Annotated in this window: 10 protein-coding genes and 1 pseudogene; 7 read left to right on the forward strand and 4 right to left on the reverse strand. The window is 73.9% G+C overall.

All coding sequences use genetic code 11. From position 1 onward, the window contains the following. Window positions 1-62: 62 nt before the first annotated feature. Window positions 63-326, reverse strand: coding sequence for a hypothetical protein (locus WME96_RS36215; protein WP_061607276.1), 264 nt, complete (start codon window positions 324-326; stop codon window positions 63-65). A gap of 33 nt (window positions 327-359) precedes the next feature. Then, window positions 360-1,115, reverse strand: a complete 756-nt coding sequence (locus WME96_RS36220) for a PP2C family protein-serine/threonine phosphatase (protein ID WP_061607275.1) — start codon at window positions 1,113-1,115, stop codon at window positions 360-362. Window positions 1,116-1,247: 132 nt separating this feature from the next. On the opposite strand from WME96_RS36220, the gene WME96_RS36225 reads away from it, so the two are divergent. Then, the gene (locus WME96_RS36225) at window positions 1,248-2,468 is read left to right on the forward strand and encodes an FIST C-terminal domain-containing protein (RefSeq protein ID WP_437286146.1); all 1,221 of its coding nucleotides are present in this window, start codon (window positions 1,248-1,250) and stop codon (window positions 2,466-2,468) included. Between the two features lie 21 nt (window positions 2,469-2,489). Here the strand turns inward: WME96_RS36225 and WME96_RS36230 are convergent, their stop codons facing one another. Further along, complete coding sequence (locus tag WME96_RS36230; RefSeq protein WP_437286147.1) at window positions 2,490-4,880, reverse strand: protein kinase domain-containing protein; 2,391 nt, start codon at window positions 4,878-4,880, stop codon at window positions 2,490-2,492. Between the two features lie 257 nt (window positions 4,881-5,137). Here WME96_RS36230 and WME96_RS36235 point away from each other — a divergent pair. The 4 genes and pseudogenes from WME96_RS36235 to WME96_RS36250 all read left to right on the forward strand — a co-directional run. After that, a pseudogene (locus WME96_RS36235) lies at window positions 5,138-6,049 on the forward strand (ABC transporter ATP-binding protein); the annotation flags it as partial. Continuing rightward, complete coding sequence (locus tag WME96_RS36240) at window positions 6,046-6,852, forward strand: ABC transporter permease (protein WP_433929233.1); 807 nt, start codon at window positions 6,046-6,048, stop codon at window positions 6,850-6,852. The pseudogene WME96_RS36235 and the gene WME96_RS36240, both read left to right, overlap by 4 nt. A gap of 5 nt (window positions 6,853-6,857) precedes the next feature. Beyond that, the gene (locus WME96_RS36245) at window positions 6,858-7,643 is read left to right on the forward strand and encodes an ABC transporter permease (protein ID WP_433929234.1); all 786 of its coding nucleotides are present in this window, start codon (window positions 6,858-6,860) and stop codon (window positions 7,641-7,643) included. A gap of 94 nt (window positions 7,644-7,737) precedes the next feature. Then, the gene (locus tag WME96_RS36250; RefSeq protein ID WP_437286148.1) at window positions 7,738-9,642 is read left to right on the forward strand and encodes a PAS domain-containing protein; all 1,905 of its coding nucleotides are present in this window, start codon (window positions 7,738-7,740) and stop codon (window positions 9,640-9,642) included. Window positions 9,643-9,675: 33 nt separating this feature from the next. Here the strand turns inward: WME96_RS36250 and WME96_RS36255 are convergent, their stop codons facing one another. Beyond that, entirely contained in the window at window positions 9,676-10,575 is a 900-nt protein-coding gene (locus WME96_RS36255) for a LysR family transcriptional regulator (RefSeq protein ID WP_437286149.1), read from the reverse strand. A 147-nt stretch (window positions 10,576-10,722) separates the two neighbouring features. Between WME96_RS36255 and WME96_RS36260 the strand changes: the two genes are divergently transcribed. Further along, complete coding sequence (locus tag WME96_RS36260; protein ID WP_437286150.1) at window positions 10,723-11,358, forward strand: glutathione S-transferase family protein; 636 nt, start codon at window positions 10,723-10,725, stop codon at window positions 11,356-11,358. Window positions 11,359-11,420: 62 nt separating this feature from the next. Beyond that, entirely contained in the window at window positions 11,421-12,374 is a 954-nt protein-coding gene (locus WME96_RS36265; protein ID WP_437286151.1) for a pyridoxamine 5'-phosphate oxidase family protein, read from the forward strand. The last annotated feature ends 92 nt before the right edge of the window (window positions 12,375-12,466 follow it).

The raw sequence follows: 12,466 nt of genomic DNA on the forward strand, positions 1-12,466 counted from the left end.
CGCGCCCGTTCGTCAGAGCGCGCGGCGCCTCGCGCGCGCCGCGCCCGTCGCTCACCCCCGCATCAACCTTCCCGCCTGAGCCGCGCGATCTCGCGCTCCAGCGAGGCCACCGTCCGCTTGAGGTCGCGGACCTCCTCGGCGGTCGCCAGGCCCATCGCCTTGGCGAACGTCTCCTTCTGCTCCGCCGTGAACGAGGAGACCCGGCCCGGCACGCTCATCGCCGTCATGAACAGCCGCATGAAGCGCTCGTCCTGCATCAGCTTCGCCACGTTCGGGTTCGCGGCGAGCTTCATCCCCTCGGATACCAGTTTGTCCTTCAACGCCATGCGCGCAGCCTAGCCGACTTCGGCGCGGCCGCGTCAGCCCACCTCGACCAGCACCGCGGTGATGTTGTCCCGCCCCCCGCGGCGATTCGCGAGCTCGATGAAGAGGTCGACCGCCGTGTCGCCGCCCTTCGAGGCGATGCTCGCGATCTCCTCCTCGGCGTGCAGGTACCCGTGCAGCCCGTCGGAGCAGAGCAGGTATCGATCGCCCTCCTCCACCGCGACGATCGAGGTGTCGACCTCGACATAGTCCCTGTTGCCGACCGCGCGCGTGATCACGTTGCGGTGAGGCGAGCTCTTCGCCTCGTCCGGCGAGATGAGCCCATTCTTGATCTGCCAGGCGATGAGCGTGTGATCCTCGGTCATCTGCACCGCGGTCCCGTTGCGGACCTGGTAGATGCGGCTGTCGCCCACCTGGCCGGTCACGAGCGCGCCGCCGACGACGAGCGCCGCGCTGATGGTCGTGCCCATGCCGCTCTTGTCGCGGTCGAGCTCGGCGATGGCGAAGACCATGTACGTCGCCGCCTGGATCGCGCCCTCGAGGATGCGCAGCACCGCGCGCGCCTTGGGCTGCGTCAGCGGCTCGTCGGGGTCGCCGATGGCGGGCAGGCCCCGCTTCACCATGCCGTAGATCGTCTCGACGGCCTCGGCGCTCGCGACCTCGCCGGCGGCGTGCCCGCCCATCCCGTCCGCGACGATGTAGAGGCGGAGCTCGTCGTCCCGGAAGAAAGCATCCTCATTGGCGCGCCGGTGGCGCCCGACGTCGGTGCGGCCAAATGATTGGATCCTCATCGAGCTTGCCAGGTCCTTCGATCGCCGCCCGTGGGGAGAGCCCCGAGTCGTCGGCACGACTGTCGCACGATAAACTCCTTCAGCGGGGCCTGTCGAGTGGGCGACGGCTCGGTTAGGATGGACAGGCCAGCCATGGCACGAAGCTTCTCCGCGACCTGTGGGCCGGATGGCCTTGTCCACCACCTGGCCGAGCTGCGCAGCGCCGTCCCGTCGGCCTCGGGCGGCGTGATCTTCGTCTCCGGCCAGCTCGCCCAGCGCGCCGCGGGCGTCGCCGAGCTCGTCCGGAGCACATGGCGCGGCATCCCCGCCTGCGTCGTGCCGGCCGCGGGCGTGCTCAGCGAGCGCGGCGAGCTCGAGGGGGACACCGGGGCGAGCGGCGTGCTCTGGGCCGGCGGGCGGGTCACGCCGTTCGCGCTGCCCGAGCGCGCCGAGGACCCGGGCCACGCCCTGCGCGAGACGCTCGCCCGCACCATCGGCCACCGCGCCGCGACGGCCATCCTCTTCGCCCGCCCCGGGGCGCTCTCGCCCGGGATGCTCGAGGGGCTCGGCTCCTGCGCGCCGGGCGCGTGCCTGTTCGGCGCCGGGACGGCGTCCGGCGCCGCCCTCGGCGTGACGTCGCAGGGCGAGCTGATCGAGGGCGCGGTGACGGGCCTCGCGATCACGGGGTTCGCCCCGCCGATCGTCGACGCCTCGCCCGCCGCCAGGCTGCTCTCCGCCTTCCACCCCGTCGAGGAGGTGAGCGGCGGCGTCGTGCTGCGCGCCGGCGGGCGCTCGGCGCTCGACCTGCTCTCCGCCGCGACAGCGACGCTCGGCGAGCAGGCGGGCGCGCAGCCGCTCGTCCTCGCCGCGCTGGCCGATCCGCCGCGCGAGCCCAGCGCTGGATCCGCGGCGAGGCGCGGCGAGGCCGCGGATCCGGCGGCGCTTGGCCCCGCAGGTTCCGCACATCCCGCAGGTTCCGCGCCTCCCGTCCGTTACGTGCTGCGGCCGATCCGCGGGATCGATCCCTCGCGGCGCGGGCTCCTGCTCGGCGACGACGCGCAGCCCGGCGCGCACCTCGCCTTCGCCGTGCGCGACGCCGCCGCCGGCCGCGCCGGGCTCGACGGGATCGCGCGGCAGGTGTCCCGGAGCGCGCTCGGGTCGGCCCCCCGCTTCGCGCTCTACCTGAGCTGCGCCGGGCGCGGCCAGGGGCTGTACGGCGCGCCCGACGTGGAGGCGCGCATCCTGCGCCAGCGCTTCGCCGACCTGCCGATCGCCGGCATGCACTCGAGCTTCGAGATCGCCCCCTCGGCGCCAGGCGAGATCAAGCTCGCCCTCTACACAGGCGTGCTCGCGCTCTTCCGCGCGCCGAGCTGACGTCGCGCGCCGCTGGACGCGTCAGCGCTCGTGGTACACAGCGACCACGGCGGAGGCGCGCCGCTCCACCTCGGCCAGGATGGCCCTGAAGCGCGCGTCGCCGCGCAGGGGCTCGAGGACCGGGCAGCGATCGAGCCAGCTCAGATCGAAGAGGCCGTCGGTCAGCGAGCGCTCGAGCGCTTCCAGCGCGAGCTCCGCGTTGCCGAGGAAGGCGGCGAACTCGGCCTGGAGCTGCCACATGAACGACGTGCGGCGCAGCGCCGGGACCGGCGGCGCGCCCGCGCCCGGCGGCGGCGTGGTCCGGAGGTCCGCGAACCGGCCTTCCAGGACCTCGGCGGCGATCTGCGCGAACGGCGCGGAGATGCCCGGGAACGCCTCGCTCACGCGCCCCCTCGCGAGCGCCTCGACCACCCTCGGGTCCCGCTGCCACAGCGCGCGGCGGATGTGGAGGACGGCGCGGCCCGAGCCGCTGCCCGTCGACGGGAGCACCTTGATCACGTCGTCGGCCTCCGCCCACCTGCCGAGGAGCGAGTACGCGCGCGCCAGCGCGTACGCCGCGAGCGTCACGTCCGGATCGCGCGCGAGCGCGGACCGCGCGCGCCGCACGCCGTGCTCGAAGGCGTCGCACTCGAGCAGGATGGTGCCGATGAGGCCCTCGGCCTCGGCGTGCCCGGAGCGCGTCGCGAGCGCGGCCTTGAGCTCCCGCATCGCGCCGACCACGTCGAGGCGCTGGAACTTCACCGACGCCATCGCGAGCCGCGCGTCGGGGAGCCCGGGCGCCGCGGCGGCGGCCCGCGCCGCCGCGGCCGTCGCGAGGTCGCCGCCCTGGTCCGTGAAGAACCAGAAGCGGGAGCGCGCGAGCGCGTAGGCCGACAGGATCATCGGGTCGTCGGGCTCGCGCGCGAGCGCCTGCTCGAAGAGCGCGATCGCGCGCTCCTGGTGCTCCGGCCAGAACCTCCGGTACTCGTGGCGGCCGCGCAGGAACAGGTCGAGCGCGACCGGATCGCTCGGGGCCGCGCGGCTCGGGGCCGACGCGGCGAGGGTGAGCGCCTCCGCGACCGCCTCGGCCACCTCGTCGTTGATCCGCAGCACCTCGGCCTCGGGGCGGTCGAAGCGCTTCGCCCAGAGCTGGAACCCGTCGGTCACGCAGAGCAGCCGCGCGCTGATGCGCACCGTGCCGTCGCGCCGCCGCACCGAGCCGCCGACGACCACCTGCACCCCGAGCTCGCGCCCGATCTCGCGCGGATCGGGATCGCCCCCCTGCCACCGCGCCATCGCCACGCGCGGCCGAACGCGGAGGCCCGGGGTCATCGAGAGCGTGTCGATGAGATCGTCCGTCAGCTCCTCGGCCAGGTACGCGTCGGCGGGGGAGCCCTGGTTCGTGAACGGGAGGACCGCGACGCTCTTGCCGGCGTCGCCCGTCCCGGAGATCACCCCCGAGATCGGCAGCCGCTCGTTCGGCGGGGTGATCGCCGGGGGGACGATCGTGGCCGGGCGCGTGAGCGAGCCGAGCTCCTGCGCGACCATCTCGACCGACGCGTACCGGTCGCTCCGCTCGCGCGCCATGCAGCGGAGCACCACGCGCGCGAGCGCGTCGGGCAGGTCGGCGCGCCGGTGCCGCGGGTCGGGCGCGTCGGCGATGAGCCGCGCGGCGGCGACCGCGAGCGGCGCGTCGCCCTGCCACGCGCGCTCGCCGGTGAGCATCTCGTAGAGCATCGCGCCGAGCGCGTAGAGGTCGGCGCGCGCGTCGACGTCGGCCGCGCCCTGCACCTGCTCGGGCGCCATGTAGGCCGGCGTCCCCAGCACGGCGCCCAGCGTCTTGCCCGCCTCGCCGTCCCGCGCGAGCGCGCGCGCGATCCCGAAGTCGGTCAGGATCACGCGCCCGTCGCGCCCGAGCAGCACGTTGTCCGGCTTGAGATCGCGGTGGATGACGCCGGCCCGGTGCGCGGCCCCGAGCCCCGCGCAGACGCTCTCCACGATGTCGATGGCCCGGCTCACGCTGAGCCGCCGCTCGCGCGCGAGGAGCCCGGCGAGCGCCTCGCCGTCGACGAACTCCATCGTCAGGAACCGGTCGCCGTCGTGCTCGCCGATGTCGAAGACCCGCGCGACGTTCGGGTGCGTCACCTTGCGCGCGAGCCGCACCTCGCGCCGGAACCGCTCGATCACCTCGGGGGCGCCGCTGAGCTCGCGGCGCAGCACCTTGACCGCGACGACCTCCTCGAGCTCCAGATCGCGCGCGCGGTACACGCTCCCCATGCCGCCGATGCCGACCAGCCCGAGGAGCTCGTACCGGCCGGCGAGGACCTGCCGCGGGCCGGTCGCCGCCGCGTCCCTGGGCTCGGACACCTCGCGGGTGCCGCTCGCCGAGACCGAGAGATCTTGAAGCGTGTCGTCCTTGAAGCTCTGCGGCATAGGGGAATCCCGGGCGACCGTTGCCCCCCACTTCCCTGAGAGGCTAGCGCAGGATCGGCGGGGCGAGCACCCGTCGTCGCGGAGGTCCAGCGCGGAGGTGCTAGTCTCCGCCGCCCATGGCAGAGGCGTCGAGCGCCATCGCGGTGGAGTCGCTCTCCAAGACGTACCAGGTCCACGAGCGCGCCGCCGGCTTCGCGGCCACGGTGCGCTCGGTCTTCCGGCGCCGCTACCGGGTCGTCCACGCGGTCGAGGACCTCTCGTTCTCGATCGCGCCCGGCGAGCGCGTCGGCTTCCTGGGCCCGAACGGCGCCGGCAAGACGACGACGCTGAAGGTGCTCGCCGGGCTCCTCCACCCGTCGGGCGGGCGGGTCCGGGTCGCGGGCTTCGTGCCGCAGCACCGCGAGGCCGACTTCCTGAAGCGGATCACCCTCGTGATGGGCCAGAAGCAGCAGCTCCTCTGGGACCTCCCGCCCGCCGAGACCTTCGCCCTGAACCGCGCCATCTACGGGATCGGCGACGCGGAGTTCCGGCAGACGATGGGTGAGCTGGAAGACCTGCTCGGGATCGCCGCGATCGCCACGAAGCCGACGCGGCAGCTCTCGCTCGGCGAGCGCATGAAGTGCGAGCTCGCGGCCGCGCTGCTGCACCGGCCGGAGGTCCTGTTCCTCGACGAGCCGACGATCGGGCTCGACGTCGCGATGCAGCTCAGCGTCCGCGAGTTCGTCCGCCGCTACAACGAGCAGCGGCGAGCCACGGTCGTGCTCACGTCCCATTACATGGACGACGTCGCGGCGCTCTGCCCGCGCGTCATCGTCATCGACAAAGGTAAGTTGCGCTACGACGGCGACCTCGCCTCGCTCGTGCGCAGCGTGCGCCCGCACAAGCGGATCGCGCTGCGCCTCGGGGGCGCGGTCGACCGGGCGATCCTCGAGCGGGTCGGCGCGGTCGTCCTGCTCGAGCCGGGCCGCGCGGTGCTGCAGGTGCGCCAGGAAGCGCTGCGCGAGGCCATGTCGTGGCTGCTCAGCCAGACCGACATCGCGGATCTCACCGTCGAGGATCCTCCCCTGGAGGAGGTGATGCGCGAGCTCTTCGCGGGCGAGCAGCCCGAGGGCGAGCCGGCGCGCGCGGCGGTGGAGCCGGCGCGCGACGCGGCCGGGGGCGCGTCGTGAGCGCGCTGTCGAGGGCGGCCCGCGCGTTCCCGACGCTGCTCCGCGTCGGGGTCGCGGCCGCGATCGCGTACCGGGCCGAGATGCTGATCTGGATGCTCACGACGACGATGCCGCTCGTGAGCCTCGCGCTCTGGTCGGCGGTCGCCGAGGCCGCGCCGGTCGGCCGCTTCGGGGCGAGCGACTTCACCGCGTACTTCCTGGCGATCCTCATCGTCCGCCAGATGACCGGGTCGTGGCTCGTCTGGGAGATGAACATGGAGATCAAGAGCGGCGCCCTCTCCCAGCGCCTGCTCAAGCCGATCCACCCGCTCATCGCCTACGCCGCCGACAACCTCGCCGCGCTCCCGCTGCGGGCGCTGCTCTGCTTGCCCATCGCGGTCATCGCGCTCCTCGTGACCTCGGGCGAGCGGTTCCACCCGACGGCCTTCGAGCTCGGGATCTGGGCGGCCTCGCTCGTCGGCGCCTGGGCGATCAACTTCTTCACGATGGCGCTGATCGGCTCGCTCGCGTTCGTGATCGAGAGCTCGACCGCGGTGTTCGACATCTACCTCGCGGCCTTCATGATCTTCGCCGGCTACCTCGTCCCGATCGAGCTGTTCCCCCCGTGGCTCGGCGACGTCGCGCGGGCCCTGCCGTTCCGGTACAGCCTCGCCTTCCCGGTCGAGCTGATCACGGGGCTGCTCGATCCGGGCCGCGCGCTCGCCGAGCTCGGCGTGCAGTGGGCCTTCGCGGCCGGCACCGCCGCCGCCGCGCTCGTCGCGTGGCGCGCCGGGGTCCGGCGGTTCTCGGCGTTCGGCGGGTGAGCGGCGTGCGTTACCTGCGGCTGCTCGCGACGCAGCTCCGCGTGTCGATCGCGCTCGGGATGCAGTACCGGTGGGACTTCCTGCTCGGCGCGGTGATGACGGTGGTCTGGACGCTCGTCGGCCTCGTCCCGCTCCACATCGCGCTCGTCGGCCGACAGCCGGTCGAGGGCTGGACGTACGAGCGGGCGCTCGTCGTCGTCGGGTGGTTCACGCTGCTCAAGGGCGTCCTCGAGGGGGCCGTGAACCCGTCGCTCATCAGCGTGGTCGACCAGATCCGGAAAGGCACGCTCGACTTCACGCTGCTCAAGCCCGCGGACGCGCAGTTCCTCGTCTCCACGGCCCGCTTCGAGATCCGCAAGGTCGTGGACGGCTTCGCCGCGGCGGCGATCTTCGTCTACGCGTTCACGCGGATCGGCCGCGCCCCCGCGCCCGCCGACATGGCGCTCTCGCTCGGCCTGCTCGTGACGGCGACGCTGGTGCTCTACTCGATCTGCATCCTCGTGATCTCCGCCGCGTTCTGGGTCGTGCGCCTCGACAACCTGGCGTATCTGTTCAACTCCCTCTTCGATTTCGCGCGCTGGCCGGTCACGCTCTTCAAGGGCTTCTGGCGCGTCGCCTTCACCGTCGTCGTCCCGCTCGCGCTGATGACCACCTACCCGGCGGAGGCGCTGCTCGGGACCCTCGCCCCGCGCACGGCCGCCGCCGCGGCGCTGGGCGCGCTCGCGTTCGGCGCCGTGGCCCGCGCGGTGTGGAAACGGGCGATAGGACGGTATACGTCGGCGTCGAGCTGAGCGGCGCGGGGCTTCCGACGGACGGCGCCGCGCGTTACGCTCGCGATCTTGACCTCCGCCGCGAGGAGGGCGAGCGAGCATCTCAGAAGGAGACATGGTGGATAACGGAGGGCTCACGCTCGAGGAGCTAGGCCGGAGCATCGTCGATCTCGTGATGACGGAGGACCTGATCCGCCGCCGGGCGGCGGCCCTCCTCGCCGTCGCGCGCCGCGAGGAGCGGGAGCTCAAGGTCCTCGGGAAGGTGTCGCGCCTCTCGCTCGATGTGCAGCCCGGCGAGGCGGCGGTGACGCGCGGCACGAGCGGCGCGTTCGACGTCGCGATCCCGCACGCGCTGACGGTCCGGGTCGAGACGGCGGGCGAGGCCGAGGCCGCGGTGCACCGGCTCGGCGCGACGGTCACGCTGCGCATCACGCCGAGGCCGTGCGCGCCGCTCGGGATCTTCCTCGACGTCGCGGAGCCGGCGGCGGAGTCGATCCTGTTCGCCGAGCCGCCGGCGGGGTCGAGCGACTTCCTGCGCGGCCGCATCGAGGAGGAGGTCCGGCGGGAGCTCCTCCGCCTGGTGCGCGCCCGGATCGCCGACAGCCACGCCGAGCGCACCGTCGATCTGGAGGGGCCGCTCGCGCGCGCGCTCGGGGTCGCGGGCGCCGGCGACGCCGAGCGCGCGCGCGACGCGCCCCCGCCGAGCCGCCTCCGGGGGGCCGGCGTCCAGGCCGGCGGCGCCGCGGCCCAGCCGGGCGCGCTGGCCAGCGAGCTCGACGCGCAGCTCCGGACCCTGGGGGACGCCATGCCGCTCCAGGTGTGGACCGCGCGTCCGGACGGCAAGCTGGACTTCGTGAACCGGGCCGTCGTCGACTACTTCGACCGCACGGAGGCGCAGATCCTCGGCGAGGGGTGGCTCGCGATGCTGCACCCGGACGACGTCGAGAAGACGATCGCGGCGTGGACCCGGAGCCTGGAGACGGGGGAGCCGTACTACACGGAGTTCCGCCTGTGGCGCGCGAGCGACCAGACCTACCGGGAGCACGTGGTCAGGGCGCTGCCGCAGCGCGACCGGGCGGGGAACATCGTCCGGTGGCTCGGCGGCACCACCGACGTGGCCGACGCGCGCAAGGCCGAGGCCGCCCTGCGGCGGAGCGAGGCGCGCTACCGGCTCTTCGCGGAGGCGTCGAACGAGGGGATCTGGTTCTGGAACATCCGCGAGGACACGGTCGAGTGGAGCGATCGCCTGCTCGAGCTGGTGGGCGTCCGCCGCGAGGCGTGGGGCGGGACGTTCATGACCTTCTTCGAGCGCGTGCACCCCGACGACCGGAGCGCCCTCCAGGCCGCGCTCAAGGCGCACCTGGAGGAGCGGCGGCCGTTCAGGGTCGAGTACCGGCTACGGCACGAGGACGGGGCGTACCGCGACGTGTTCACCCGCGGCATGGCCGACTGGGACGACAAGGGGGTGCCGTTCCAGATGGCCGGCGGCGCGACCGACATCACCGAGCGCAAGCGGCACGAGGCCATGCTGCAGGAGCGGCTCGAGATCATCGAGCAGCAGCAGGAGGCGATCCGGGCGCTGTCGACGCCGATCATCGAGGTCTGGAACGGGGTCCTGACCATGCCGGTGCTCGGCGTGCTCGACGAGCAGCGCTCCCAGCAGATGATGGAGGTGCTGCTCGAGGCCGTGGCGCGGACCCGCTGCCGTCACGCGATCATCGATCTGACCGGGGTGAGCGCCGTGGACGCGGCCACGGCCGATCACGTGCTGCGGCTCATCGACGCGGTCGCGATGCTCGGCGCGCAGGGCGTCGTGGTCGGCATCCGGCCCGAGGTGGCGCAGACGGTGGTGTCGCTGGGGCTCGATCTGTCGAACATCAAGACGCTCTCGAACCTGCGGGAGGGGCTCCGCTTCGCCATGCAGTCGAGCGGGATGTCCGTCCGGCGGCGGCGCAGGCGGCGGGCGCGCCGCGAGGAGGCGGACGACGCGCCGGCGCCGCCCTCGGAGCGCGACGGGTGATCGCGCGCCGGCGGAGGTGAGCGGGCCCGGGGCTCAGCTCAGCCACGCCTCGGACCGGAGCCGCTCGACAAGGAAATCGACGAAGGCGCGCACCCTCGCCGCCGCGCGCGGGCCCTCGGGGTGGACGACGTGGACGGGGACCGGCGGCGGCTCGAACGCCGGGAGCACGATCCGGAGGCGCCCGGCGCGCAGCTCCGGGCCGACCTGGTAGGAGAGCACCCGCGCGAGCCCCCGCCCGGCCACGGCCGCCGCGATGGCGACGTCGGCGGTGTTGACGAGGAGCTGCGACGGCGGAAGGACCTTCTCGACCCGCGCGCCCGACGAGAACGACCACTCCGCGGGCCAGGCCGCCTGCGAGAAGCCGATCGTATCGAGCTGCGTCAGGTCGGCCGGGGTCTCGGGCGCGCCGCGCGCGGCGAGGTAGTCCGGCGACGCGCAGACCACGAGCCGGACCGTGCCGACGCGGATCGCGGTCAGCGACGAGTCCGGCAGGTGGGCGATCCGGACCGCGACGTCGAGCCCCTCGTCGAGCATGTCGACGACGCGGTCGACGAGCAGCGTCCGCGCCGACACGCGCGGATGGCGCGCGAGGAAGTCGAAGACGACCGGCGCGACGAACATCCGCCCGAACATCACGGGCGCCGTCACCCCGATCTGCCCCCGCAGCTCGGCGTGGGACCCGGCCGCCGACGCCTCGGCCTCCTCGATCTCGCCGAGGATCCGCTTGCAGTCCGTGAGGAACCGGGCGCCCGCCTCGGTCAGGCGGACGATGCGCGTCGTGCGGTGCAGGAGCCGCGCGCCGATCCGCTCCTCGAGCGCGGCGATGGCGCGCGTCACCGCCGGCGGCGACATCGACAGGCGCCGCGCCGCGGGCGCGAAGCCTTCCTCCTCGGCGACGGCGATGAACACGCGCAGGGTGTCCAGGCGATCCATCCGATTATTTCATTTCCTGGAATGGTTCCTTGTCAAGGATGGGCATTCACGTCGGCCACAGCAACGGTCATGGTTCGGTGGCGAGCGAGGGAAGCACGCGCGGTCTGCGCCGCCTCGCCCTGACCATCCCGCCGAAAGGACACGTCGATGACCACCCCTGCCAGCCCGATCCGCCTTTACCGACACCCGCTCTCGGGGCACTCGCACCGCGTGGAGCTGTTCCTGTCGCTCCTGCAGCTCCCGTTCGAGCTCATCGACGTCGACCTCCGGAACGGCGCCCAGAGGACGCCCGAGTTCCTCCGCAAGAACCGGTTCGGTCAGGTGCCGGTGATCGAGGACGGCGACGTGACGCTGGCCGACAGCAACGCGATCCTCGTCTATCTGGCCCTGCGCTACGACCCGTCGGGGCGCTGGCTTCCGCGCGATCCCGTGGCGGCGGCGCACGTGCAGCGGTGGCTGTCGGTCGCCGCGGGGCGGCTCTTCGCGGGGCCCGGGACGGCGCGCCTCGCGAGCGTGTTCGGCCTCAAGGTCGATCGCGAGCAGGCGAAGGGGATCGCGGACCAGCTCCTCGCCGTGCTCGACCAGCACCTGGCGACGCAGCCTTTCCTGGCCGGCGATGCGCCGACGATCGCGGACGTCGCGATCTACACCTACACGGCGCACGCGCCGGAGGGCGGCGTTTCGCTCGACCCCCATGGCCACGTGCGCGCGTGGCTCGCCCGCGTGGAGGATCTGCCCGGCTTCGTGCCCATGCAGCGGACGCCGGTCCCGGCGGGGGCCTGAAGGTGACCCCCCTGCCCGGCTGGCCCGGTGACGGCTCGCCCTATCACCCGGGGGAGATGGCCATGCAGACACGGGCCGGCGCGCGGGAGCGGGCCGAGAAGGCCGGGCGCCGGATCATCCGGGACTTCATGCCCGACCAGCACCGCGAGCTGTTCGAGAAGCTGCCGTTCCTGCTCGTCGGGGGCCTCGACGCGCAGCGCCGGCCGTGGGCCACGATCCTCGCGGGGCAGCCGGGGTTCATCGCGTCTCCGGATCCGCGGACGCTCGCGGTGAGCGCGCGTCCAGGGGCCGGCGACCCGCTGGGCGCGCACCTCGTGGCCGGCGCGCCCGTCGGGCTGCTCGGCATCCAGCTCGAGACCCGCCGACGCAACCGGATGAACGGCACGATCGTCGAGGCCGGCGACGACGGGTTCGTCGTCGAGGTCGGGCAGAGCTTCGGCAATTGCGCGCAGTACATCCAGGCGCGAGAGCCGGTGTTCGTGAGGGCGCCGGAGACGGCCGCCGCGCCGCGCCGGGCGCAGGCGGAGGGGCCGGTCCTGTCCGCCGACGCAGCAGCCCTGATCCGCCGCGCGGACACGTTCTTCATCGCGACCGCCGCGCCGGCCGCGCGCGGCGGCGACGCGATCGAGGGGGCCGACGTCTCCCACCGGGGCGGCAGGCCCGGCTTCGTGCGCGTCGCCGAGGAGGACGGCCGTACCGTCCTGACCTCCCCGGATTTCACCGGCAACTTCGCGTTCAACACGCTCGGCAACCTGGCGCTGAACCCGCGCGCCGGGCTGCTCTTCGTCGACTTCGCCTCCGGCGGGCTGCTGTCGCTCACCGGAGAGGCCGAGGTCGTCTGGGACGGCCCGGAGGTCTCGGCCTTCGCCGGCGCCCAGCGGCTGCTGCGGTTCCGCGTGGCCGAGGGGGTCTGGAGGGAGGATGCGGTGCCGCTGCGCTGGTCGGCGCCGGTGGCGGCGCCGCAGCTCGCGGCGACCGGGACCTGGGAGGACGTGGAGCGCGCGACGGCGGCCTGAGCTGCGGCCCCGCGGGCCATGGCGCTCGGCGCCCCGCGGGCCGCGCTGCCCCCGCCGTATGCCCCGGCGCGCGGCGGGGGCAGCGCACCCCG

It is taken from the genome of Sorangium sp. So ce406, assembly GCF_051474675.1.
Classification (GTDB): domain Bacteria; phylum Myxococcota_A; class Polyangia; order Polyangiales; family Polyangiaceae; genus Sorangium; species Sorangium cellulosum_G.

What these genes read in the sequence shown, in the direction of transcription:
- WME96_RS36215 (WP_061607276.1), bottom strand. Translation starts at nt 326, where the DNA reads ATGGCGTTGAAGGACAAACTGGTATCCGAGGGGATGAAGCTCGCCGCG.
- WME96_RS36220 (WP_061607275.1), bottom strand. Translation starts at nt 1,115, where the DNA reads ATGAGGATCCAATCATTTGGCCGCACCGACGTCGGGCGCCACCGGCGC.
- WME96_RS36225 (WP_437286146.1), top strand. Translation starts at nt 1,248, where the DNA reads ATGGCACGAAGCTTCTCCGCGACCTGTGGGCCGGATGGCCTTGTCCAC.
- WME96_RS36230 (WP_437286147.1), bottom strand. Translation starts at nt 4,880, where the DNA reads ATGCCGCAGAGCTTCAAGGACGACACGCTTCAAGATCTCTCGGTCTCG.
- WME96_RS36250 (WP_437286148.1), top strand. Translation starts at nt 7,738, where the DNA reads ATGGTGGATAACGGAGGGCTCACGCTCGAGGAGCTAGGCCGGAGCATC.
- WME96_RS36255 (WP_437286149.1), bottom strand. Translation starts at nt 10,575, where the DNA reads ATGGATCGCCTGGACACCCTGCGCGTGTTCATCGCCGTCGCCGAGGAG.
- WME96_RS36260 (WP_437286150.1), top strand. Translation starts at nt 10,723, where the DNA reads ATGACCACCCCTGCCAGCCCGATCCGCCTTTACCGACACCCGCTCTCG.
- WME96_RS36265 (WP_437286151.1), top strand. Translation starts at nt 11,421, where the DNA reads ATGCAGACACGGGCCGGCGCGCGGGAGCGGGCCGAGAAGGCCGGGCGC.